Source organism: Vreelandella aquamarina, from assembly GCF_044805175.1.
Classification (GTDB): Bacteria; Pseudomonadota; Gammaproteobacteria; order Pseudomonadales; family Halomonadaceae; genus Vreelandella; species Vreelandella aquamarina_B.
The window spans coordinates 3,140,597-3,164,129 of record NZ_CP085232.1; the positions used below are offsets into that span (position 1 = coordinate 3,140,597).

At 55.5% G+C, this 23,533-nt stretch carries 20 protein-coding genes and 1 other annotated feature; of the genes, 14 read left to right on the plus strand and 6 right to left on the minus strand.

Annotated elements, in window-relative coordinates:
• The first annotated feature begins 121 nt into the window (after window positions 1–121).
• From LG300_RS14540 to LG300_RS14550, 3 genes are all read left to right on the plus strand, one after another.
• The gene (locus LG300_RS14540) at window positions 122–2,986 is read left to right on the plus strand and encodes a hypothetical protein (protein WP_404376019.1); all 2,865 of its coding nucleotides are present in this window, start codon (window positions 122–124) and stop codon (window positions 2,984–2,986) included.
• Window positions 2,986–3,777, plus strand: a complete 792-nt coding sequence (locus tag LG300_RS14545; protein ID WP_404376020.1) for a hypothetical protein — start codon at window positions 2,986–2,988, stop codon at window positions 3,775–3,777. Before LG300_RS14540 ends, LG300_RS14545 begins: the two co-directional genes overlap by 1 nt.
• A 284-nt stretch (window positions 3,778–4,061) precedes the next feature.
• A protein-coding gene (locus LG300_RS14550) for an IS3 family transposase (RefSeq protein ID WP_336275339.1) occupies window positions 4,062–5,287 on the plus strand; the annotation gives its coding sequence in 2 pieces (ribosomal slippage) (window positions 4,062–4,347 and window positions 4,347–5,287; 1,227 coding nt in all).
• Window positions 4,340–4,456 (plus strand) — a sequence feature (AL1L pseudoknot). (Overlaps the previous gene by 117 nt.)
• 303 nt (window positions 5,288–5,590) lie before the next feature.
• Here the strand turns inward: LG300_RS14550 and LG300_RS14555 are convergent.
• Entirely contained in the window at window positions 5,591–7,189 is a 1,599-nt protein-coding gene (locus tag LG300_RS14555; RefSeq protein WP_404376021.1) for a solute:sodium symporter family transporter, read from the minus strand.
• Between the two features lie 302 nt (window positions 7,190–7,491).
• Between LG300_RS14555 and LG300_RS14560 the strand changes: the two genes are divergently transcribed.
• The 11 genes from LG300_RS14560 (at window position 7,492) to LG300_RS14610 (ending at window position 19,613) form a co-directional block, all read left to right on the plus strand.
• Window positions 7,492–7,905 carry a DUF350 domain-containing protein gene (locus LG300_RS14560; RefSeq protein ID WP_404376023.1) on the plus strand — a complete coding sequence of 138 codons (414 nt, stop codon included), beginning with the start codon at window positions 7,492–7,494 and terminating at the stop codon, window positions 7,903–7,905.
• A gap of 12 nt (window positions 7,906–7,917) precedes the next feature.
• Window positions 7,918–8,520, plus strand: a complete 603-nt coding sequence (locus LG300_RS14565) for a DUF1190 domain-containing protein (RefSeq protein ID WP_404376024.1) — start codon at window positions 7,918–7,920, stop codon at window positions 8,518–8,520.
• Between the two features lie 36 nt (window positions 8,521–8,556).
• Complete coding sequence (locus LG300_RS14570) at window positions 8,557–9,723, plus strand: glutathionylspermidine synthase family protein (protein WP_404376025.1); 1,167 nt, start codon at window positions 8,557–8,559, stop codon at window positions 9,721–9,723.
• Window positions 9,724–9,911: 188 nt separating this feature from the next.
• Window positions 9,912–11,933, plus strand: a complete 2,022-nt coding sequence (locus LG300_RS14575; RefSeq protein ID WP_404376026.1) for a methyl-accepting chemotaxis protein — start codon at window positions 9,912–9,914, stop codon at window positions 11,931–11,933.
• Between the two features lie 10 nt (window positions 11,934–11,943).
• On the plus strand, window positions 11,944–13,005 hold the full coding sequence (gene cheB / locus LG300_RS14580; RefSeq protein WP_404376027.1) for a chemotaxis-specific protein-glutamate methyltransferase CheB: 1,062 nt from the start codon (window positions 11,944–11,946) through the stop codon (window positions 13,003–13,005).
• Complete coding sequence (locus LG300_RS14585) at window positions 13,002–14,438, plus strand: CheR family methyltransferase (RefSeq protein WP_404376028.1); 1,437 nt, start codon at window positions 13,002–13,004, stop codon at window positions 14,436–14,438. Before cheB ends, LG300_RS14585 begins: the two co-directional genes overlap by 4 nt.
• Window positions 14,438–16,555, plus strand: a complete 2,118-nt coding sequence (locus tag LG300_RS14590; RefSeq protein ID WP_404376029.1) for a response regulator — start codon at window positions 14,438–14,440, stop codon at window positions 16,553–16,555. Before LG300_RS14585 ends, LG300_RS14590 begins: the two co-directional genes overlap by 1 nt.
• A gap of 25 nt (window positions 16,556–16,580) precedes the next feature.
• Complete coding sequence (locus LG300_RS14595; protein ID WP_404376030.1) at window positions 16,581–16,937, plus strand: response regulator; 357 nt, start codon at window positions 16,581–16,583, stop codon at window positions 16,935–16,937.
• 53 nt (window positions 16,938–16,990) lie between these two features.
• Window positions 16,991–18,679 carry a diguanylate cyclase gene (locus LG300_RS14600; RefSeq protein ID WP_404376031.1) on the plus strand — a complete coding sequence of 563 codons (1,689 nt, stop codon included), beginning with the start codon at window positions 16,991–16,993 and terminating at the stop codon, window positions 18,677–18,679.
• Window positions 18,651–19,199 (plus strand): chemotaxis protein CheW, encoded by a 549-nt coding sequence (locus LG300_RS14605; protein WP_404376032.1) that lies wholly within the window; start codon window positions 18,651–18,653, stop codon window positions 19,197–19,199. The genes LG300_RS14600 and LG300_RS14605 overlap by 29 nt, the downstream gene beginning before the upstream one ends.
• Window positions 19,200–19,247: 48 nt before the next feature.
• Window positions 19,248–19,613 (plus strand): hypothetical protein, encoded by a 366-nt coding sequence (locus LG300_RS14610; protein ID WP_404376033.1) that lies wholly within the window; start codon window positions 19,248–19,250, stop codon window positions 19,611–19,613.
• Here the strand turns inward: LG300_RS14610 and glp are convergent.
• The 5 genes from glp to fdh3B form a co-directional block, all read right to left on the minus strand.
• Window positions 19,596–20,801 carry a gephyrin-like molybdotransferase Glp gene (gene glp / locus LG300_RS14615; protein WP_404376034.1) on the minus strand — a complete coding sequence of 402 codons (1,206 nt, stop codon included), beginning with the start codon at window positions 20,799–20,801 and terminating at the stop codon, window positions 19,596–19,598. The two genes, LG300_RS14610 and glp, sit on opposite strands and share 18 nt — an antisense overlap.
• Entirely contained in the window at window positions 20,794–21,312 is a 519-nt protein-coding gene (gene moaB / locus LG300_RS14620; protein WP_404376035.1) for a molybdenum cofactor biosynthesis protein B, read from the minus strand. The genes glp and moaB overlap by 8 nt, the downstream gene beginning before the upstream one ends.
• Window positions 21,313–21,316: 4 nt before the next feature.
• Window positions 21,317–21,667, minus strand: coding sequence for a DUF1244 domain-containing protein (locus LG300_RS14625; protein WP_404376036.1), 351 nt, complete (start codon window positions 21,665–21,667; stop codon window positions 21,317–21,319).
• 109 nt (window positions 21,668–21,776) lie between these two features.
• Window positions 21,777–22,883 carry a formate dehydrogenase subunit gamma gene (locus tag LG300_RS14630; protein ID WP_404376037.1) on the minus strand — a complete coding sequence of 369 codons (1,107 nt, stop codon included), beginning with the start codon at window positions 22,881–22,883 and terminating at the stop codon, window positions 21,777–21,779.
• Between the two features lie 11 nt (window positions 22,884–22,894).
• Entirely contained in the window at window positions 22,895–23,509 is a 615-nt protein-coding gene (gene fdh3B, locus LG300_RS14635) for a formate dehydrogenase FDH3 subunit beta (protein ID WP_044630041.1), read from the minus strand.
• Between the last annotated feature and the right edge of the window lie 24 nt (window positions 23,510–23,533).

The window sequence follows — 23,533 nt, forward strand, 5'->3', positions numbered from 1 at the left end:
CTTAATCCAGGCACGTCAGCGCAGCAAAAACCCGGTCCAGCTATCACCCCAAGACTTTGAATTCATCGACGAACTCATTCCCGGCGACCGCCTACACCGCCAGGACGCACATATTTGTTTTATGACCACCCGGAAATTTCTGGAGGGCTATCAAACCCTCAAAGCTCGGATTCATCCTATACGTGAGCTAGGAAATGCCCTGTTACTGATTGACGAATTTGATCGTCAAAATGAAATCATTCTACAGTTTATGGCAGACCAGAAGGCTGTGGATCTGATTGAGCTTACCCGCACCCTCAATGCCAACCTCCAGCAACACCAGCTCGAGCGGTCGAGCCGTTATGAAGGCATTGAGGAGAAATTTGATACCCTTCGGTCCGCTCTTGCAGAATTTGCCGAACGCTGGAATCTACAGTTCGCTTTCAATACCGATGGGGCCAGCCTTGAAAATGAGAAGGTTCGTCTGTTTTCAGACCGGACCGTCACACATGTCCACAGCTCCTCCTACCTATTGAGTCTTGTCACTAATGAAGATTTGCAGAAGAACATCATTCAAACCGACACCAGGGAGATAGGAACCCACCACGACAAGACAGATGCCCGCCTAAGCCGTTTCATTAACGAGGCCGACTGGCTATTCCGGCGCTTTATTTGGATTATGCGCTCATCGGTGTGGCTTTATCTGAGTAACTATGCAAAGTCTGAGGGAAAAGACGATGCGCTGAGAGCTGCTACAGTTCAAGACGCCGTGCACTCAATTTTGCGCCACTTCAATCTTCAGGACCTAAGCCGCGCGGTCATTGCAGCGCTTGATGCCCAAGCCAGCTTCACCGGTCAACGGGGGCAACGTGCTACCTCAGACAACCGGGCGGCATCGCGAACCTATCACGACAATGGACTCAAGCTAACTGACGTTCGCCGAAACGATGGGACAATTGATACCGTAAGCTGCTATTACTCAGGGTTTACCGTCACACCCTCCGGCCTAATCGCCCGCCTTGTAGAAAGTGGCGTAAAAATTGTTGGTATTAGTGCCACCGCAACCTCACGAACCGTTATCAAGAACTTTGATCTGGACTACCTGCAAACACGCCTAGGCAACCAGTTCATAAAGCTCTCCACTAAGCAGCAAGTCGAGATTGGTAATTGGTATCGCACACGAAGACAATACAGCAAAGCCGGAGTGCGTATTGAAACAGAATTTATGGTCCCAGAGTCCAGCCTGTTACCCACTGCGCTTGAGACTTACTTCAATGGCCCCGTCCGGAAACCCGGATTAGCCATCAATCACCTGCTCAATGCAGAAGATAGTGGTACCTTTGCCCTGAGCTGGGTAGGCACTCTGTTCAATGCGCTTAACCGATTCATGGACACAGAGAACAATCGGTATATGGTTGCCCTGCTCAGCAGAACGATTAGCTCGGCTAAATGCCCTAAATTTATCGAGTTCCTGCAAGACCACCTTAATCGCAAAAGCGCAGCCTCTGGAAAAAATTACAAACTATTCTGCGGAATAAACGCCCAGGCCATGAACCACGGGGAATTCGATAACATTCTCAACCACCTGAGTACCACTAACGACAAAGTTATTGTGCTTTCTACTTATGCCTCAATGGGCGAAGGGAAAAACCCGGATTATGAGGTAAACCACCAGCAAGATCGTGATCAACTTGTCTGGGTGGGAGACGGTAACCCACCAGACAAGATTACAACCGACATCGACACGTTGTATCTCGAAAAACCAACCCATCAACTCCTCAGCGATCCCGACAACTACCAGGCCAATCAACTTCTTCTGTTCCATCAGATTATGGTGTTACAAGAAGTAGGCTGGATATCGCTTGATGAAGCACGAGACTGGGTAAAACAGGCCTTGCAAGGAACGCATCACAACCACCACCTAAAAAAATACTACGAAACTAAAGACTACGATTGGCTCATCCGTAAGGTTGTCGAACAAGCAGTGGGGCGCATGGCCCGCACAGCTTTCAAACGCCCCATCATCAGGCTCTTTGCTGATGGTGATCTTCGGCCAATCCTAGCTTCTGACCACCGGCCAGATGACACCCTTTCCCATGAATACATTGCGCTAAGAAAGGCAGCAGTAGAATCCACTCAGCCAGTTCACGACAACCGCGAGTTACTCCGTTTACACAACCAGGCAGCCCTCTACACTGCCGATACTCTAGGCCTGATCCGAGAACTAATGTCTGGATTTAGAGGAGCCGCTCCCGAGAGCGCTATCAAAAGCTGGGAAAGCCTACGCCGCCAACTATTGTCAGAACCTACCGTGTCTTCACCCTCATCAGACTACCCACGCTTATACCTTCAAACACCAGGCACTATTGGCTACCGGCTCTCTGGAAGTCTGGAGGTAGACGACCAGCTTGAATCTTATAAAAGCTTGAAATTCTTTGAACAAGCCACCGGTAGCCGATGGGTCAACGAAAGTACCAGCGGACTCCCACAGCTCATGAAAAACACCATAGTGCGCAGTCATTTCCAACGCAAAGGCTACGCAACACAGTGGCAGCTACAGCCCTACACCATGAATCCGGCAGCCTTCTTTAACCTGTATAAAGGCGCCCTTGGTGAGGAAGGGATCATTGCTATCCTTAAACACATCGGTTTGACAATCGAAGCCTTAATCCCAGAGGCGTATGAAATATGTGATTTCTTAGTCCGCCCCTACGCCAACCACCCCCCGATTGCCGTTGATGCGAAACACTGGAGCACCGATGGCACCGCTGAAAATCACAGGCATAAAACCGCAAAGCTGCGCGATGCTCTCGGAATTAAACAATTTGCTTACATCAACTTATTCGGCACCCCTGATCAATCGTGCCGATATCTCAGTCGAGAGCTAACCCCCTGTAACCGAAGACATAGTCCCGTCATCGAAGTACCCGGACTGCTAGACCCCCAAACTGGCGATATTCTTCAAGAACACTTAAAAACATTTTTAGAATGGATGGGCGAACACTAATGACAACCGTATTAACTTCATTCATTGAACATACCAACATCGACCATGAACTGCTCTATGAGCGAGTTACAGTCACAAGTGTCTCTTATAAAAGCTATTCCCAAGAGAAAACAGAAAGACACATATCAACGCTAGCCACTCGTATTTATCGCTCCGGGCCAGTGCTCTCTCTCGTCTGGCAGCGTAAAGCTCAGATGTACTGGGTACTGTTACCTAGAGGCAAAGCGCTGCAACTAGATGATGCGTCGGTGAGCATCAAACCGCAGGGACTGGATACGCTTCCGAAATGGATCATCACATCCCTACTAATGAGGGCAATACCAAGATTACTCCAGCAGGACGAAGGAGACCCAAAACGATTGGAAGCCGACGGTTTATACTACGTCGTTGATCGCAAAACACTCAATGGGACAGGCAACATAATAACGACGGTTAATATTGACTCAGCCTGGTGCGAACCTATCCAAAACCCCAGACTTACCGTCAAAACTGTCACATTTACCCCCCTACAAGCTCACGAAAATCCAGACGGGAGGTTACCCAGGAAAATTGCAAAAGAGCCACGATATAGTCTTGATTTGCTCGGCCAAAACATAGTCCGTGACGGCTCTGGAGATTACGTTAAAAGAGCACTTTGGCGAAAAACCAAAAATCGAGTCCCAGCCTTCAGGCTTAATGGATTAGTGACGCTTGAGTCTTATTACAAAACCCGGCTAGGAGTTCTTTCCCTATTCCTAGATGACCTTCAGCGGGCGTACGGTGAGGCCTTCAGCATCACTCTCAAAAAATAGAGCCAACCGCGCACGTACCGGTGACCAGCGCATCGATAAACAAGAGCTACGCCAGCTTATTCGATTTCGTACGACAACAATCAATCTGGATAACAAACCACAGCGATGACCCAGAAGCTGCGGCTAGGTTACAGGCACTTCTGCTACCTCTGAATATGCAGTCGGAACTAAGTCCAGCGGTTCAGCCTGGCGGATGGAACCTTTTGTTGGTAAACGACAAAGAACAATACAAAGTGAACCGTACCGGGATTCCCGGAGGCTCCAAACCTTGAGAGGATGGAGCCATGAGTAAATCAAATCGATATTCCCCTGAAGTTCGCCAGCGGGCGGTACGTATGGTCTTCGACCACGAGGCCGATTATTCCTCCCAGTGGGCAGCCCTCGGTGCCATCGCCCCAAAAATCGGCTGTACGCCTGAAACACTGCGCAGTTGGGTCCGACAGGCCGAGCGTGACACAGGGCGTCGGGAAGGCGCTACGACCTCCGAGCGTGAACGGATCAAAGCGCTAGAGCGTGAAAACCGAGAGTTGAAGCAAGCCAACGAGATCCTACGAAAGGCCTCTGCGTATTTTGCCCAGGCGGAGCTCGACCGCCGCGGGAAGTGATGATCAACTTTATCGAAGATTACCGAGCGTTATACGGGGTCGAGCCGATCTGCCGTGTCCTGCCGATCGCCCCGTCGACGTACTATGAGCATCGTGCCCGCGCACGCGAGCCCAACCGAGCGCCTCCCCGCAATAAACGTGAGCGCTGGCTGAGGGCCGAAATTCAGCGCGTCTGGGAAGAGAACTTCGGTGTCTACGGCATCCGCAAAGTCTGGCGTCAACTACACCGAGAAGGCACTCCGGTGGCTCGCTGCACCGTCGCTCGCCTGATGCGCCAAATGGGGCTGCGCGGTGTGATACGTGGTAAGCCGGTGCGTACGACTGTATCTGACCCTAACAAGGCCTGTCCGGCGGATTTGGTCAAGCGGCAGTTTCAGCCAGCTCAGCCGAACGCACTGTGGGTATCAGATTTTACCTACGTTGCCACATGGAAGGGCTTTGTTTATGTCGCCTTCGTCATTGATGCGTTTGCTCGCCGAATCATCGGCTGGCGAGTTTCCAGTACACCTCGAACCGATATGGTGTTGGATGCGCTTGAACAGGCGCTTCATGAGCGCCCTCAGCGACCTAAAGGTGATCTTATTCACCACAGCGACCGAGGCGTTCAATACGTCTCAATTCGCTACACGGAACGTTTAGCAGATGCCGGCATTGAGCCCTCTGTCGGAAGCGTGGGCGATTCGTACGACAACGCAATGGCTGAAACCGTGATAGGGCTTTTCAAGACCGAAGTGATTCGCCGACGCGGACCATGGCGGCAACTAGAAGCGGTTGAGTTTGCAACGTTGGAGTGGGTCGACTGGTTCAATCACCGGCGGTTACTGGAGCCGATTGGCCACATCCCACCAGCAGAGCGAGAAGCCATGTATTATGAGCAACAGAGTCAGGCAAATAAGGCTGCTTGACTCAAACTAACGGGTCTCCGAGAAAACCGGTACGGTTCAAAGATAACTTCAACCACATCTACTGTGTTGAAGACAACGGGCTAGAAGTGCCCGAGTGGTTTTGGGAATCACTAGAGGTATGGCATGTGAAACACCGGGGAGCCACGGTCTATCCCTATATTTTTAAGCACCTGAGAGAATATTCGCAGCGTGAAATGCTAAAGAGTTTGAGCAGATAAACTGCGTTACAAAAATGCCCACGCCCCGCAGAGCGGGGCGTGGGCGCTGTCTTTTCTCGAACGCTGCTTTCAAACACTGGCGTGATTAGCCACCCGCAAACGAGGCGTACATAATCACGACCAAAATCACCAGCACAATACCGGTGGGCACCGCGCCTTTCCACGGAGTGAGGTCGACATCGCCGGAGTCTTCCTGCACCCAGTCGGTGGCGCGGGGGCGCAGCTTACCAATCACCAGCATTACCGCCACCAGCAGCACGAACACCGCCGCGACGAAGTGGAACTCGTGCATCACCATGGGCAGATTGTTGAACGGCGGTACGAAGTAGCCCGCTGCAATCAGTAAGCAGCCGCCTACCAGCGCTACTTTCGCGGCCATGGGCGGCACACGCTTTGTCAGCAGGCCGACCAGCACTACGGCAAGAATCGGAATAAAGTAGATCGCGTTCATCTTCTGCAGGTAGCTAAACAGGCTATCCTGGCCCGCCAGCAGCGGCGCAATGATCATGGTGGTAATCGCCATGATCCAGCCAAACACTTTACCGGATTTCACTACCTGCTCTTCCGTGGCGTCTTTTTTCAGGACACCTTTGTAGATACCCAGGCTGAAGATTGTCGTGGTGCTGTTCAGCGCAGAGTTAAACGAGGAGAGAATCGCTCCGACCATGACGGCGGCAAAGAAGCCGGTCAGGTAAGGCGGCAATACGTTGAACACCAAATGGCCATACGCTTCGTCGGCGCGAATGCCTTGGTCGGCATACAGGTGGTAGGCGATGATGCCGGGCAGTACCAGGTACAGCGGCCCCAGCAGCTTTAGAAAACCTGTGAGCAGTACGCCCTTCTGTCCTTCAGCCAAGTTCTTGGCGGCAAAGGTGCGCTGAATGATTTGCTGGTTGGTGGTCCAGTAGAAAAGGTGCAGCAGCAGCACGCCGGTAAAGATGGTCGAGAACGGCACCTGCTGTTCCGGGCCGCCCATGGAGTTGAATTTACTGGGGTCGCTCTCCTTCAGGATGTTCCAGCCTTCCATCACGCCAGTGCCGCCGCTTACCACCTGTAGGCCGAAGTAAACGATCACAAAGCCGCCGATCAGTAGGCCCACTCCGTTGAGGGTGTCCGACACCGCCACGGTCCGCAGGCCACCAAACAGCGCGTAGACCGCGCCAATCAGCCCCACCGTCCATACCGTCGCCCAGAGCAGCGCGGTGTTGGATTCAATGCCGGTCAAGCCCTGTAAATCCAGCATGCCCTGAAGGCCGATGGCCCCGGAGTAAAGGATGATCGGCAGCAGCACCACCGCGTAAGCGATCAGGAAGATAACGTTGGCAATCAGCTGCGTGCCTGTATCAAAACGAATCGCCAGCAGCTGTGGCAGCGTGGCAATGCCGCTTTTCAAAAAGCGCGGCAGGAAGAACAGCGCCAGCGCCACCAGCGCAATCACAGCGATCACTTCCCACGCCATCACGCTCAAGCCATCGGTAAAGGCCGAGCCATTCAGCCCTACCATCTGCTCGGTGGAGAGATTGGTCATCAGCATGGAAGCGGCAATCAGCGGGAAGGTCAGCGTTCGGCCTGCCAAGAAATAGCCGCTGGTACTGCGGTGGTCATCACGCCGCGTGATGCGCCATGTGACAAAGGCCACCAGGCCCGTAAAAAACAGAAACGATGCCAGGGTTAGGGCATGCATGGGGGAGGTCCTTCGATGCGGTCGCGTCTGAAGCAGTGCCCAACACGGGCACGAAGAGCGGTATCAAGCGATACGACACGGTGAATTTAGGTAAAAATACCAAGAATCGCGGGATTCTAATTAGGTGACACGATTCATCTATTAGCCTTTGGTCGCATATAAAATTAAAAATACGTTTTTTTACCACTTTCAGAAGAGTGCAATGAAACCCTGCTCGTGATTCCCCCTAGCTCCGCTAAGCTATGACACAATGGCCACTGTTGATTGGCCACACGTCTTTGACTACAGGGATGCACACCGCCATGTTGCACTATTTACAGGGATTACCGTCTTTCTTTGCCTACCTGCTTGGCGCGCTCGCGCTGCTGGTGGCCTTTATGTACTGCTATAGCCGCCTGACGCCCCATCATGAGTGGGCGCTGATTCGAGCGGGCAATGCGGCGGCGGCCACCGCCTACGGCGGCTCTATTTTGGGTTTCACCCTGCCGCTCTACAGCGCCATGGCCAACTCTATTAGCTATATCGATTTTGTTCTGTGGGGGATTATCGCCTTCGGCGTTCAGCTGGCGACCTTCTTTGGCTTGAAGCTGTTTCTGCACCGCCAGGGCGAGAGCCTGTCCCAGCACATCACCGAGGGCCATCAAGCCTACGGCACGCTGGTGGGCAGCATCTCGATTGCCGTGGGCTTGCTCAACGCGGCCTCAATGACCTGGTAACGGAGCGCACTCATGCAAAAGCAGACCCACCCCACTCACCTGCCCCGCCGTAAACGCAGCGCGCGCCTCTCCTTGGCGATGATGGGCGCCAGCGCCTTTGGCTTGACCGCCTGTACCCAGCCGGCGGAAGACGAGCACCTGACCGACGTGCGCTTCGATGAGCCGAAAAGCTACCAAAGCGTTGAGGATTGCGTGGCGGCCAATGTGTACACCCGCAGCGCCTGCGAAGACGCTTACGAGGCCTCTCTAGAGTCCGTTCCCCGCTTCGATACCCTGGAAGCCTGTGAAGCCGAGCACGGCGAAGGCGCCTGCGCAGCCCCCACCGACGAGCAAGCCCAGGCAGCGGGCGGCGGCGGTTGGTTTATGCCCGCCATGATGGGCTATATGGTTGGCAATATGCTGGCGAATACCAGCCGTGGGCGTTCTTTTGAGCGCGTGTATCAAGAGCCGGTCTATCGCAATCGCCAAAACCAGGGCAACTGGAACGCTGCCACTAGCCAAGCCTCCCAGCGGGTCAATCAGCGCAACGAAGCCATGCGTAGCTCGGTGGTGCAAAACCGCCAAGCTACGACACGGCGTGGCCTGGGCACCCGCTCTGCCTCATGGGGCTCTTAGCTTCTGGGGTTCTTAGCCACTCACTGCAGAGCCGCTATGCTGCGAATCAACGTACCCGAACGCCCGCAATGGAAAGCCCTGGCTAAAGAGTTGGGGTTTCATTTCCACACTATTGATGGCGAGCCGTACTGGAAAGAGGACGCCTACTACCAGTTCACCCTGAAGCAGGTGGAACAGGAGATCGAAGCGCCCACCGAAGCCCTGCACGAGATGTGTATGGAGCTGGTGGATAAAGTTTGCCACTCCAATGCCTTAATGCAGCGGTTGGCTATTCCCGAACACATGTGGGACACCATCCACCACTCCTGGCGAAGCGGGCAGCCGCCACTCTATGGGCGAATGGACTTTGCCTATTCAGGCAACGGCCCCGCGAAGCTGCTAGAGCTCAATTACGACACGCCCACCTCGCTCTATGAAGCGGGCTTTTTTCAATGGGTGTGGCTGGAGCAGGCGATTGAGCAAGGCATCCTGCCCCGCCACGCCGACCAGTACAACTCGATTCAAGAGCGCCTGCTCAACGCCATGGCGCACCTGGGCGACCGCTTGGAAAACCGCACGCTCTATTTCTCCTGTGTAAAAGGCAGCGACGAGGAGCGCGCCACCGTCAGCTACTTGCAGGATATTGCGCTGCAGGCAGGCTTACAGGCGCCGTTTATCTACATCGAGGATATTGGCGTGGCCCCAGGAGTCGAGCACTTTGTTGACCTAGACGACCAACCCATCACCGCGCTGTTTAAGCTCTATCCGTGGGAAGAAATGGCCGTAGAGGCATTTGGCGAGGCGGTCACGCAGCTCCACACCCACTGGTTTGAGCCGCCCTGGAAAGCCGTGCTCTCCAACAAGGGCATTCTGCCGCTGCTGTGGGAAACGTTTGAAGGGCACCCGAATCTACTACCGGCGTATTTTGAAACAGATAGTCACTCGCCGCTGGAAGCAGGCTGGGTGCGCAAGCCATTCTTCTCACGGGAAGGGAGCAATATCAGTTTGATAACGCCCAGCGGCCAGGAAGAGAGCGTGGGGGGGCCTTACACCGATAGCCCGTGGATACGTCAGGCCTATCAGCCGCTGCCGCGCTTTGGTGACAAGCACGCGTTGATTGGCAGCTGGGTGGTGGGCGACCGCGCCTGCGGCATGGGCATTCGAGAAGACGTGGGGCGAATTACTAAAGACACATCGTGCTTTATTCCTCACGCCATTATTTAGCTGCGTTATGTCTCATAACCGCACTCGCCGCTTAATCCGCGTTGGTACAAATACTGGACACACTTCCTAAAAGCCGCTGAAATCGTTGTTATCATGCTGCATCAGCAATGGCTTAATGCACTGGTATTAAGGGTAGCAGGTCTTCTTTTTCTTTTTTGGTCATGAGTTCACTTGGAGTAATCGCGATAATGACAGCGCGCTGGAAATCACTGCCATTACGGCTACGTCTGTTTATCACCTTTGGTACCGTGCTGGCACTCGCCATGTTACTGGCGCTATTCCTTCAAGCACGCTCTGACAGCCAAGCGAGTCTCAGTAACTTCCACAACGAAGAGCTGCCTGCCCACGTGGAAGGTCTTGCAGCGCGCATTAACCTTAGCCTTAGCCAGGATCTAAGCGTTTCTGAAAGCCTGGCCAATAGCTATTTTATTGAACAGTGGGTACGTGAAGGATTACCCGAAGAGCGCCAGGCGGAAGTTGCCACTTACTTATCGCGGTTGATGGGCCAGTTGGATAGCGAGCTGCTGTTTATTGCCGCCCAGTACCAGGGTCAGGGCTACTATTTTCAGCTGCGTCATGATGAATTTTTACAGCGTATGATCCAACCACCAGGCAGCGAAGATGATTGGTACCACCGCTTTACTGATAGCGGTAGCACCTATGAACTTAATTTGGATAACGACATCTTTTCGCCTTCCGAGCCTTTTGTTTTTGTTAACTACCGCAGCACAGTCAATGCTGCCAACGGTCAACCTTTAGTCGTGGCTGGCGCTGGGATTCAGCTTTCCCAAATGACCGCACTCATTGAGAACTTTCGCTTAGGTGACACCGGCCAGGCCTACTTGCTGAGTACCGATGAAGAGCAGCGTATCCACAATAGCGCAAGTATTGTGGGCACACTGCCCGAGCGGCTATCGCAACAGCTGCTGCGTGATGGCACGGTACAAACACATGAAATAGAGCGTGACGGCCAAGCTTGGCTCGTTGGCACACTTTGGTTGCCTGAGCTACAGCGCCACTTAGCCGTTGAGGTCAATAAAACAGCGTATCTAAACCTAACCCGTGAACGCTTCATTGAGTCGAGCGGCATTGGCCTGCTGATTTTATTGGCTGCACTCATTGTGCTCTATCCGCTTACCGGTAGCCTTACGCGCCCGCTAACACGCTTTCAGCATCAGCTAAAAGAGATCACTCATAGCCTTGATTTGTCGCGGCGCGTGGAAACCGACGACCAAGCGGAACTGGGCGACTTAGCTGACCAAACCAATGAGCTACTGGAACGCCTCTCCCGAGCGATCCTGGCGGTCTCTAATAACGCCTCGGCACTTACCCAGGTCGCCGACCGGCTGGCGCAAACTGCGGGGCTTTCCGGCGTTCAAGGTGGCGATATCAGCCACGAAGCCAACCAAACCATGGCGGCCGCTGTTGAGGAAATGGCGTCATCGGTGGCGGAAATCACCTCCACCATGGAGGAGCTATCCACTTCCTCGACCCAAATTGCCGACCACTCTCAGTCCGTTGTCGATGTGGCCAACCAAACCCTGGAGCGCAGCCGTAAAGGGAGTACCGCCATGCAGCTGCTGCAGTCCAAAATGCAGGATATCCGCACCGACAGCGAGCAAAGCCTTGCTGAAATTATGACGCTGGGCGCCAAATCTAAACAAATCAGTAAAGTGATGGAGCTGATCAATACGCTGGCGGCACAAACCAAGCTGATCGCCTTCAATGCCGCCCTGGAAGCCTCCAGCGCCGGGGAGTCAGGACGCCGCTTCTCTGTCGTGGCAAACGAGATCCGCCGCTTGGCCGATAGCGTAACGGACTCCACCCATGAGATTGAGGGGCACACCGATGACATCCAACAGGCGATCAACCGACTCGTTGTCGCCTCTGAAAAGGGAGCATCGACCATTGAGCAAGGGGTCGAAGCCAGCATCAGTACCGCACAGGACCTAGAAGCCCTGTTGAAAGCCGCCAGCCAAACGAGCAGCGCTGCCCAGCAAATCTCGCTCTCTACCCAGCAGCAGAAAACGGCCAGCAACCAAGTGGTGATTGCACTACGCGATATTGATACCGCCAGCACTCGCAACGCCCAGTCCGTTCGTAGCATTACTGAGATTAGCGAGGATATGATTCAAATGTCGGCAGAGCTTAACGACCTTGTTCAAGAGTTTACGCTGGCACAGCACGATGGCCCGCAACGCTCCACGTGAGGATGCTGTAATGAGTGCGATCCGGGTAGTGATGGTGGATGACAGCCAGCTAGCGAGAGATGTACTGCGTGATATCCTAACGTGCGATGGCGATATTGAGGTTGTCGGCGAAGCCACCAATGGCCAGGAGGCCGTTGACATGGCGCGGCGTCTTGCGCCGCAGCTCATCACGATGGACCTGAATATGCCGGTGATGGATGGCCTTAGCGCCATTGAAGAGATCATGCACACCAAAGGTGTGCCGATCCTGGTCATTAGCGATCGTTCAGATGCGGAAACAGCCTACCGAGCGCTGGAAGTCGGTGCGCTAGAGGTGCTGCCCAAGCCAACCCTAGACAGTGAAGATGCAGAGCGGCTTCGGGCCAGGGTTCGGCTGCTCTCCGGCGTGGCTGTCATTACCCGGCTGCGCCGTCGCACACTTCCTCCACCGCCCTTGGCGCAGTTTCCCGTCGCAAGCCCTTGCCCTCCCGCCCCTCGACACTACAAACGTATTGTCGCCATTGCCTGCTCAACCGGTGGGCCGCAAGCGCTGGCAAGGCTACTCAGCAAGTTACCCCAAGGCTTTCCTGCCCCCATCATGGTCGCGCAACATATTAGCCCCGGCTTTATTGAAGGCATGGCAACTTGGCTTGGTGCGCTATGCGCCTTACCCGTCAGCGTCGCCAAAGAAGACGAACAGATAGCGCCGGGGCATATCTATTTATCACCTTCAGAAAGCAACCTATGCGTTACTCCTCAGCACCGTTTTCGTCTGCTGCCCAGTTCCCAAGGTGCCCTCTATCGCCCTAGCTGCGACGTGCTCCTGCATAGCGCCGCGAGTGTCTATGGGTCTGACACGATCGGTGTCATTTTGACGGGCATGGGGCGTGATGGGGTCAGCGGTATGCGCGCCATACAGCTTGCCGGAGGCACAACACTTGCCCAGGATGAAGCAAGCTCAGTGATCTATGGGATGAATCAGGAAGCTGTGGACGCAGGTGCCGTACAGAAAGTTGTCGCATTGAGCGACCTACCCGACCAGCTGCTGCGTGAGGTTGGATCTCCGCATTCATCTTGGCAGGGGCCACAATGAGTATGCTGGCTCCCTTTAAACAACTGGTACATCAGCGCTGCGGACTACACCTAGAGGGGCTAGCCGAAGCGCGGCTAGCCAGGGCTGTCGCTTTACTCAACGATCTTACCGGTGTTTATGATCCGGCAGTGCTGATTGCCCAGCTAGAGCAAGATAGCTCCCTATTTGACCGCTTTATTAGCCAATTAACAGTAAATGAGACCTACTTTTTCCGTGAACCCGAAGCGCTAGATTGGCTTATCGACACCTACTTGCCCCGCCAACTGGTTAAACAGCAGCCACCGCTGCGCCTATTAAGCGCCGGCTGCTCGTCGGGAGAAGAGCCTTACAGCGTCGCGATAGCGTTGTTGGAGCGTTACGGTAAGCGCGCCAAGCAGCTGTTCCAGATTACCGGGGGCGATGTGGATCATCAGGTGCTGAACAAAGCCCAAGCAGGTGTTTACGGCGGAATGGCTTTTCGCGCGCTGCCCACCGCTCTTAAAGCGCGTTACTTTTCCCCGGCTGGGCGCAGTTTTCAGTTAGTCGATGCACTAAGGCAATGGGTCACATTTCGCCCCTTTAACCTGCTAGCACCCGGCGAGCAGGAGCTAGATGGCCCCTTTGATGTGATCCTGTTCCGTAACGTTTCGATCTATTTTGACGAAGCGACCCGGCGGGCGATTCAGCAGCACTTAAAGCAGCTGCTGGCTCCTGGCGGTATTGTGCTATGCGGGGTCACCGAAACCCTGGGCAACGACTTGGGTGTGTTATCGCTTGTCGAAGAGCAAGGGATTTTTTACTTTCAAGCACAGCCATCGGCGACTGTTCAGCCTGCCCATAGGCACCGCCCTACCCCTATGAGCATTGAACTTGTTGATGAATCAGACAGCGTTCCTTCTTCGCCTTCCTTGCCTTCTACACCCAAAGAGAGCAGTGAGCTTGCGATTGAGCATAGCCCCCCGCTTCACGCCGAGCCTCCTCCTTGCAAGCCAGAGGCAACAACCCCTCAGCCGCCCACGCACTCTTTCCATGACACGCTACGCCATGCCCATGAGTTGCTCAACCAGAATAGCTTTAGCGACGCCGACCACCTGCTTGCCCCATTGCTAGCAGCGCAGCCCTGGTGCGTGGATGCACTGCTGCTAGCAGGCTTGGTTGCCCGCTGGCAGCAGCAGCCTCAGCAGGCGTTTGACTACTTCAAACGGGCATTGTATGTCGCCCCAGAGTGCTGGCCTGCCCATTTTTATCAAGCTGAGCTGCTGCGCCAAGGTGAACTGCCTGATAACCCGACACAGCGCCAACGGGGGTATGCGGCGGTGGTGCGCCTATTGGAAACCTCGCCTAAAGCCACCGGCGCGCTACAAGCCATTAGCCCACCGCTACCGCCTGGGGACGCCTGTTTCCTCGCAAAGCGCTACTTAGATGAGCAAACCGCCATACAGGGAGTTGGTTAATGGCGCTGGATATTCGACGTTTCATTCAGCGGTTTGTGGAAGAAGCCGCCGACCATATCCCCCGTTTGCGTGAAGGGGTAAGCACACTAGAGCAGGGAGATGCCGACAAGGAGCGCATCAACGAGCTATTTCGTGCAGCGCACACGCTAAAAGGCTCCTCGCGGATGCTGAAGCTCGCTCCTATCACGGCCATCGCCCACAGCACCGAAGAGCTACTGAGTGCTTTTCGTGATGGTAGTCAAACGCCTTCACCGGCTGCCATCAGCCTGCTTAATCAAGCTATTGATGCCTTGGCAGATCTAGTCGCTCAGCTGAATCAGGGCGCGAAGCCTGAAGAGCTTCCAGACACCGACCACGCCCTCTGCCAAGCACTGGAAGCCGCCGCGACGGGCACGCTACCTGAAAGCACTCAGCCTACTGCGCCAGCCGCCCCCACTGTAGAGACACCAGTGGCGGCTGATAGTGAGCAAACTCCTCCTGCCTCCTCTTCACTAGCCCTCACTGACACCGTGCGCGTGCGTGTAGACCGCTTGGATGACGTGATCCGATTGATGGGCGAGGTCCTCTCCGGCCACCACCATTTACATAGCTTAGTGGAGCAAGCCCAAAGGCTAGGGAAGGCACTACCGGCAGAGCACCAAAGTACCTTTCACGCTTTCAGCCGCGAGTTAAAAAATAGCGTGCTAAGCCATGACTCACTGATGAGCGACCTACACGAGCGGGCACTGCAAATGCGCATGCTGCCGCTAAGCGTGGTCTTTGACCCACTTGCTCAACTGGCCCGAGAGCTGGCACATTCATTAGGTAAAACCGTAGACTGCCGAGTGCGAGGTAGTGAAATCGAGCTAGACCGCCAAATGATTGATCGGCTCTCCGACCCTTTGATCCACCTGCTACGCAACGCCCTGGATCATGGCTTAGAGACTCCTGAACAGCGCCAAACCGCAGGCAAACCACCACGCGGCCAGCTAACGATAGAAGCCTGGCAGGACGGTGGTTGGGTCGTGGTAGAAATGCGCGATGACGGTGCGGGGATTAGCCTAGAGGCCGTGCGCCAAAAAGCCCTGGCAAAACAGCTACTCACCGAAGAGCAGCTGATAGCGCTGAGTGAACAGCAAACCCTGGAACTAATATTGCTACCCGGGTTCTCTACGAAAACCATGATTACCGATTTTTCTGGTCGTGGCGTCGGTATGGACGTGGTTAAACGCACCATTGCTGACGAACTCAGCGGCGATTTACAGCTCACCAGCGAACCTGGCAAAGGAACGCGTTTTACTCTTCGTCTGCCGCTGTCGCTCGCTATGATGCGGGTACTCCTGGTCAAGGTTGGGCAAACTACCTTAGGCGTCACAGCGCCCCACGTTGCAGCGCTAGTCGAACGCTCATCAAGTAGCTTTATTGACGCTGCCGGACAACCCACCCTCATTCTACGCAATGAGTTTGTGCCAGTCGTCTCACTCGCGGCGTTATTATCACTCCCGACTCCAGAACGCCTGCCAGAAAACGTATTGTTGCTGGTCGTGCACCAGCGCCAGCAGAAGCTGGCGCTGATTGTCGATGCGCTAGTCGATGAGCGCGACATGGTCATTAAGCCGCTCCCCGAACACCTACGCTACCTACCGCTGGTATCCGGCATGGTGTCTCAAGGGCGCAATGAGCTGGTCAGTCTATTGCACGTTCCCGCCCTTTTAGAGCAAGCCCGGCATGTTGTGCAGCGTGATAGCAAACCGACGACGGCGGCTCCTCAAAAGCACCGCGTCCTTATCGTGGATGACTCGCTCAACACCCGCGAGATCGAAAAAGATGTACTCGAAGCGTGGGGCTATCAGGTGACGCTAGCAGAAAACGGCCGAGACGGTTTAAACAAAGCTCTCGCCGAATCCTTTGATGCCGTACTCACCGATGTCGAAATGCCAGTGATGGATGGCTTTGCGCTGACCAGCCGTCTACGCGAAAATGACCACTACCGTCATAAGCCAATTATCATTATTACCTCACGGGAAAAAGAGGCTGACCGTCAACGCGGTATGGAAGTGGGCGCCGACGCCTACATCGTGAAAGGCAGCTTTGACCAGAATAACTTAGTGGAGACGCTCAAAGCCCTATTGGGCTAGGCCTTCTTCAACACAGAGGATTACCATGCGAATACTGGTCGTAGACGACGACCCACTAGCTGGGGAAATGACCGCGGCACTCCTAGAGTTTCAAGGCCATGAAACTCTGCTAGCCAACGACGCGATGGAGGCCACTAACCAGTTGGACGCCCATGACGACATTGCGCTGATTGTCAGTGATATGTATATGCCGCTGATTAATGGCATTGAGCTGCTGGACATGCTGAGAGAGCAGGGTATTACGCTGCCCTTTATTCTGCTGACGGGTGACACGCCAGATGACCAGTTGCGTCAAACGCCAGGGCTTAGTGCCTGCCTGCAAAAAGATGCAGCGCTTGAAACCACGCTTGAGCAAGCCGTTGCCCAAGCGCTCCATGGTTAGCGGCATGTACTATTTAGCACGCTCACTGCTCGCTCACTTGCACAGGTAGTCTGATGTCACCTCCAGCACCTTCGCTGCACGATAAGCTCAACCAGCTGCGCCAACGGTTTATTGAACAGCTTCCCTCCCGGCTGCAGCAAACCACCGCTCAGTGGCAGCAAAGCCGCACATCTGCGGAGGCTGAAGCACGTCTGGCCCCCGAATTGCACCGCTTTTTCCACAGTTTGAAAGGCACCAGCCGTTCCCTAGGGTTTGAGCGCATTGCCTTGCTGGCAGACCAGGGTGAAGACGCACTCAATCAATCAGCGCCTTCGGAAGAGGTCATTGAGCACATTTTGGCGCAATTGGATCATGAGCAGCAGCAACTGCAGTCACTGCCTGACCAGCAGAAGGCGTTGGCCGCACTAAACAGCGTGGAGTTCTCACCCACACCGGCGCAATCCCGCAATAAACGCCAGCGCTTGATCTACCTATGCGACGACGAACCCGACCAAGTCGGTCAACTGCTCCATCACCTGCGCTGTTTTGGCCATGAGGTAGTGCATTTTGAAGATACCGACGCTTTCTTTAATGCTGTGATTACCCGCCGTCCTGATGCGATTATTATGGACGTGCAGTTCCCCCATGGGCATACCGCGGGCACCGAAACGCTGACCAGCCTAAACAAACTGACCGACGAGCAGCTGCCCTCTATTGTGCTTTCCGCCCACAACGATTTTCACTCGCGGCTAAGCGCCGTGCGGGCAGGTTGTGATGGCTACTTCACCAAGCCGGTTAAGCCGCTGGACCTCATGCTAGCCATTGATGAGCTGACCGCTCCTCCAGACGAGGAGCCGCTACGCGTGATGGTGGTGGATGATGAACCGGAAGTAGCGGCCTATCATGCCCTGCTTTTAGAAGAGGCTGGAATGATCGTACAGCAGGTCAATCACCCTGCTGATGCGCTCAATGCCCTTGAGCGCTTTAGCCCCGACCTGCTGTTGGTCGATGTTTATATGCCTGTTTGCTCAGGTGAGGAGCTCGCCAGCATTATTCGCCAGCAGCCTGAGTATGTTGGCCTGCCAATTATCTATCTCTCCAGCGAGACCGATAGCCAAAAGCAGCTTTCAGCGATGACCGCAGGCGTTGAAGCCTTTATTACCAAGCCCGTTGTACCCGATGAGCTTGTATCAGCGGTTAAGCTGCGCGCTGAACGCTTACGCCTACTGCGTTCGCTAATGACTCGCGACAGCATGACCGGGCTTTACAACCATAGCACCACCACCGACCTCATTAGTAAGGCGCTGGCGCAAGGCTACCGAGATAACACCCAGCACGCCATGGCCATGATCGATATCGATCACTTCAAGACGGTCAACGACACGCATGGCCATCTGGCAGGTGACCAAGTGATCATCACCCTGGCTCGACTACTCAAAACCCGCCTGCGCATGTCCGACATCATTGGCCGCTATGGCGGTGAGGAGTTTGTGGTACTACTAAAAGGCATTAACGTTCAGCGCGCCAGTGAACTGATTGATTCTTTGCGAGTTGATTTCGAGCAAGTCGACTTCCACGCGGGTGGAGAACGCTTTCGCTGTACCTTCAGCGCTGGGGTTAGCAGCTTTCCCATTCAACCCTCTACAGAGTTGCTGCGCCTAAGTGCCGACCAAGCACTCTATCGCGCCAAACACCAGGGGCGTAATCAGGTGGTTACTAGCACGGAGCAGGACGATGACGGATTCCCCACAGCCCACCCATGAGTCACAGGGTGTGACCTTTGAGCAAGCGCTCAGCGAGCGCAGTGATGAGACAACGATTGTCGACGTGGATGAGCCAAGCCAGCAGGTAGTGTTGTTTCAGCTCTCTGGCCAGCCCTTTGCTCTCCCTGGACAGGCAGTGAGTGAAATTCTCAAGGGCGATACGCCTGTCTATTTTGTGCCGGGCTTACCTGCCTCTACGGAGGGGGTAATCCACTTGCGCGGCAATATCGAGTCGCTGATTACGCTACAGTCTTTACTCGGGCTAACCGACACCCACGCAAATGCGGAGGGCATGATCTTGGTCGTCCATGGGGCAGGCATCCATAGCGCAGTACGTATCGACCGACTTGACGATGTTTGCGACCTGCCTGTCAGCGCTTTTAAAACGCCTCCCGAAACACTGCCCAGCGCGTTACGGCCTTATGTCAGCGCACTGTGGCAGCCTAGTGAACACCAAAGCGCCACCGCTCTGCTCGACCCAGATGCGCTGTTTAAAGCCTACCAGCAAGGGTTGGGGTAGGCAGTGCCCTCCGCATACTCATCTGCCGTTACAGGCCACGTCACCTGCGTGCTTTTTTATGCAGGCAGTTACCGTTTGGCCATTGAGGCGCGCCATGTCCTGCGGATTGACAGTGCACCCACCCAACCAAGACATATCACTGCCGACGAACTACTGCTTCAGGCACACAGCCGCCCAACGGGTTGGCTAACCCTTCAAGACACCGAAGGCCCTTGGCAGCTAGGTATTACCGGCGACAGTGAGATTATCCACCTGCCCAGCACAGCGATTCACCCGTTACCGCCGCTGCTGGCCGCACGCTCCCGCCTTCCGGCGCTGTGTGGCGTCGCGCTGGAAGGGAGGCAGCTCACCCTGCTGCTCAACGGCGCACGGCTAAGCCCGCCTTCCGCCACTGCTTCACCCCACCAGCCATAAGCAGCGCACTGGGCTACCCTTCTCTACCCGGGTATGCGGGTCAATCACCGCCAGGGCATCGGCGGCTATACAGGATGAAAGCACCGCTGAGTTTTGGTCATCAAACGCATCGGCTTCAATACCGCTGGACGTAAAGCGCAGCGCCACCCGCATATAGTGCTGGCGCGGGCCGGTCTCGGTGGTGAAGGTAGCCGTAGCTGCCAAGCACGGCAGCGCCGCTAGCGCAGGGCAGCCCAACAGCGCACCCATCAACGGGCGCAAGAACAGCCATGCACCCACAAATCCGGACACCGGATTGCCCGGTAGCCCTACAAAACGCGCTTGGCTGCCATCACTGCGAGGCAGACGACCCAGCGCCAGCGGCTTACCGGGACGAATCGCCAGCTTCCACATATCGATCTGGCCCAGCGACTCCAGCGCCGCTTTGACGTGGTCCTCTTCCCCAACGCTAACGCCGCCAGTGCTCACCACTACATCGGCCTCGGCAGCCGTGTGGTTTAACAGCGCCACGGTTTGGGCGTAGTCATCGGGCACGCTCACCAACTGAACCACCTCGGCTCCGAACGTTTCCAGCAAGCGTTTGAGCATGGGGCGGTTGGAGTTATACAGCTGACCCGGTTTTAACGGTGTGCCGGGGTCAATGATCTCATCGCCGGTAGAGAGCAGCGCCACCCGAGGGCGGCGACGCACGCTAACATCGGTGATTCCCTGCCCTGCTAAATGCCCTAGCGCAGCGGCTTCGAGACGCTCACCTGCGTTAAGCAGCAGGTCGCCCTGGCGCACATCACGGCCTTTCAAGCGCACGTTGTCACCTGCCGGCACATCCGCTGGAATGTGTGCCTCGCCCTCTTCCTGAATAACCCGCTCCTGCATCACCACGCAGTCGGCACCTGGCGGGATCTGCCCGCCAGTAAAGATCCGTGCGCAGGTTCCTTCCGCCAGCGGCTGAGCTGTATCGCCAGCGGCAATCCGCTGGCTGACCGGTAGCCGCTTGCCCGCATCGCTAGCGCGCAGCGCATAACCATCCATTGCGCTGTTATCAAACGGCGGTACATCCAGTGTGGCCGTCACCAGTTCGGCCAGCACGCGGCCAGCAGCGTCATCCAGCGCTACCTGCTCAGTGGAGAGTGGTGCAACATCGGCCAGCAGCGCCTCAAGCGCCGCTTCAATCGGCTGCAGATCAGCCATGCTGCCCCCGGCCAGGAATCACCAAGTTGGCAAAGTTGCAGGGTTTATGGCGGCTATCGAGCTGTTCGGCCAGAATCCCGTCCCAGCCAGTGCGGCAAGCACCGGTAGAGCCAGGCAGGCAGAACACCACCGTGGCATTGGCAAAGCCGCCTAACGCCCGGCTTTGGATCGTGGAGCTGCCGATTTCATCGCCGCTGAGCTGGCGAAAACGCTCGCCAAAACCTTCGATACGCTTATCCAGCAGCACCGAGACCGCTTCCGGGGTGGAATCGCGCCCGGTAAACCCAGTGCCGCCGGTAGTCAGCACCACCTGTACGCCAGGGTCGGCAATCCACTGGGCGACCACCGCGCGGATTTGATACACATCATCTGGCACGATGCGCTTGTCGGCCAGGCGATGACCCGCCTCAGTTAACCGCTGTACCAGAGATTGTCCCGAGCGGTCGGTCTCTTCCGTGCGGGTATCCGAGACGGTGAGTACCGCAATATTCAGCGCTTCCATTGCTTCCATGGCGCTACTCCTTATGCCCGTTCTCAGACTGGGCTTTCACCTTTTTCTTAGCTTGGCGCGCCTCAAGTGCCGCTAGCTGCTCAGGCGTTGCCTCCCCCTGGTGGTTCGCCTTCCACTCGCTGTAGGGCATGCCGTAAACGTACTCACGGGCGGCCTCCATCTCCAGCGACGTGCCGCGCTCTTCTGCAGCCGTCACCAACCATTTAGAGAGGCAGTTACGGCAAAAGTCCGCCAAAATCATCAGGTCGATGTTCTGCACGTCCTTATTATCATCCAAGTGCTTCAGCAACCGGCGAAACGCGGCGGCTTCAAGCTCAGTGCGGGTGTTGGCATCCAGTTCATCAAATGTCGCCATGTCACTTCCTCTTTAAAAACCGTTGATGTGCAGCATAACAAAAGACACCGCCCGAAGGCGGTGTCGAAGGGCTTTCATAAGTGCTGGCTGGCCTTATCGATCTGGTAGATCAACTTGACTTGGCTGCCGAAGGCGCGCCGTTGCCGCCTGCTTTACGCGCCGCCACTTCCTCCTCACTGATCGCTTGATCTTTGACCTCTTCATACCACAGGTTGTGGTGCTCTTTGGCCCAAGTTTCGTCGACATAGCCAGTGGTCATGCCTTCCAAGGAGCCTTCAGTACCCACTGTACCAATGTAGATATGGCCTAGCGCTACCGCCGTCAGGCCCAGCGCACCGACGGCGTGGATGACGTTGGCCCACTGCATGGTGTCGCGCGCTTGGCCGTAGTTAGGAAAGTCGAGCACGAAACCGCTTGCCACGACCAGCAGGCCCGCTGTCGCCAGCAGCCAATACCAGGCTTTTTCACCGCCATTGGCAAAACCTGCATCGGGATGCCCTTTCCCGACAAGTCCGCCCCCCTGCTTAAACCACTGTAGGTCATGCTTTTTCGGAATATTGTCCTTCAACAATTTCACCAGCAGCACGATGAGCAGAATGCCAAACATTGGCCCCAGATAGTTATGGAGCACTTTCGACGTTGAGATCATCCACGCCCATGCCGCATCGCCAAACAGCGCGCGGAATACGAATTTACCATACAGAAGGTTAAGCCCGGTTAACGCCAGAGTAATGAACAGCACGGCGACCGTCCAATGCAGCGAGCGCATGAAGAGTGACCAGCGCAGCAATTTTCGGCCCGTGCGAGGCTCGTCCAGGTGCTTACGCCCCATCACGAGGTAGAACAGCGTGATAATGCCTACCATACCTAGGACGGTAATTAAGCCAAACGGCGATACCCAGCGGTTGCGGATCTGACGCCATGTTTCGCCACTGGCATTAATCAGGCTGTAGTTACTCTCGTAACGGGAGTCTCGATAGTTCGGCCCGGTTTCACCGCTACGCACTTGGCGCCACTGGTCGGCAGTAATACCTGGGGCGGCGGTGGTCATTTCACGGTCTGGGTCCGCTTGAGCCACTGCAAGCTGGGTAACCCCTAGGCTGGCTACCAGCAGCACTAGCATCAAGCACAAACGCCAGCAGCGCTGTACCCAGTTGGCAGTGTCGCTAGGTGCCCGCGAGGGCACCTGTGCGGTTGTCATGGTCAAGGTTGTCATGACACGCCTCCTTACCCTTTGCGGGCAGCATCGTAGGCAAGGTTGTCAGAACTGGCCTGTGGGTTGTTCGACCACGCACCATCTTTGTGGCCACGGTGCACAACGCGCTGACGGAAAATATCAGCTACGTCCTGAGCATCCCCCGCCAGCAGCGCTTTGGTGGAGCACATTTCCGCACATAGCGGCAGCTTGCCTTCCGCAATACGGTTGGAGCCGTACTTCTGGTACTCCTCTTCTTTTGTTTCTGCGGGGCCGCCGGCGCAGAAGGTGCACTTATCCATCTTGCCACGCTCGCCAAAGGCGTTCTGCTGAGGGAACTGCGGCGCGCCGAAGGGGCAGGCGTACAGGCAGTAACCGCAGCCGATGCAGAGGTCTTTATCGTGCAGAACGATGCCATCGTCTGTTTTATAGAAACAGTCAGTGGGGCAAACCGCCATGCAAGGGGCGTCATCGCAGTGCATACAGGCGACGGAGATCGACATTTCATCCGCTTCGCCGTCGTTTAAGGTAACCACGCGGCGGCGCTGAATGCCCCACTCGACATCGTTAGCGTTTTTACAGGCAGTGACACAGCCGTTGCACTCGATGCAGCGCTCGGCGTCACACATAAATTTCATTTGAGCCATGGTGTTCTCCTATTGCCGGTGCGG

Excerpts from the sequence above, each read along its gene's own strand:
- LG300_RS14540 (WP_404376019.1), top strand. The coding sequence starts at position 122 with ATGACCACCCGGAAATTTCTGGAGGGCTATCAAACCCTCAAAGCTCGG.
- LG300_RS14555 (WP_404376021.1), bottom strand. The coding sequence starts at position 7,189 with ATGCATGCCCTAACCCTGGCATCGTTTCTGTTTTTTACGGGCCTGGTG.
- LG300_RS14560 (WP_404376023.1), top strand. The coding sequence starts at position 7,492 with ATGTTGCACTATTTACAGGGATTACCGTCTTTCTTTGCCTACCTGCTT.
- LG300_RS14585 (WP_404376028.1), top strand. The coding sequence starts at position 13,002 with ATGAGTATGCTGGCTCCCTTTAAACAACTGGTACATCAGCGCTGCGGA.
- LG300_RS14575 (WP_404376026.1), top strand. The coding sequence starts at position 9,912 with ATGACAGCGCGCTGGAAATCACTGCCATTACGGCTACGTCTGTTTATC.
- LG300_RS14545 (WP_404376020.1), top strand. The coding sequence starts at position 2,986 with ATGACAACCGTATTAACTTCATTCATTGAACATACCAACATCGACCAT.
- LG300_RS14595 (WP_404376030.1), top strand. The coding sequence starts at position 16,581 with ATGCGAATACTGGTCGTAGACGACGACCCACTAGCTGGGGAAATGACC.
- LG300_RS14570 (WP_404376025.1), top strand. The coding sequence starts at position 8,557 with ATGCTGCGAATCAACGTACCCGAACGCCCGCAATGGAAAGCCCTGGCT.
- LG300_RS14590 (WP_404376029.1), top strand. The coding sequence starts at position 14,438 with ATGGCGCTGGATATTCGACGTTTCATTCAGCGGTTTGTGGAAGAAGCC.
- LG300_RS14625 (WP_404376036.1), bottom strand. The coding sequence starts at position 21,667 with ATGGCGACATTTGATGAACTGGATGCCAACACCCGCACTGAGCTTGAA.
- moaB (WP_404376035.1), bottom strand. The coding sequence starts at position 21,312 with ATGGAAGCAATGGAAGCGCTGAATATTGCGGTACTCACCGTCTCGGAT.
- glp (WP_404376034.1), bottom strand. The coding sequence starts at position 20,801 with ATGGCTGATCTGCAGCCGATTGAAGCGGCGCTTGAGGCGCTGCTGGCC.
- LG300_RS14565 (WP_404376024.1), top strand. The coding sequence starts at position 7,918 with ATGCAAAAGCAGACCCACCCCACTCACCTGCCCCGCCGTAAACGCAGC.
- LG300_RS14605 (WP_404376032.1), top strand. The coding sequence starts at position 18,651 with ATGACGGATTCCCCACAGCCCACCCATGAGTCACAGGGTGTGACCTTT.
- cheB (WP_404376027.1), top strand. The coding sequence starts at position 11,944 with ATGAGTGCGATCCGGGTAGTGATGGTGGATGACAGCCAGCTAGCGAGA.
- LG300_RS14600 (WP_404376031.1), top strand. The coding sequence starts at position 16,991 with ATGTCACCTCCAGCACCTTCGCTGCACGATAAGCTCAACCAGCTGCGC.
- LG300_RS14630 (WP_404376037.1), bottom strand. The coding sequence starts at position 22,883 with ATGACAACCTTGACCATGACAACCGCACAGGTGCCCTCGCGGGCACCT.
- fdh3B (WP_044630041.1), bottom strand. The coding sequence starts at position 23,509 with ATGGCTCAAATGAAATTTATGTGTGACGCCGAGCGCTGCATCGAGTGC.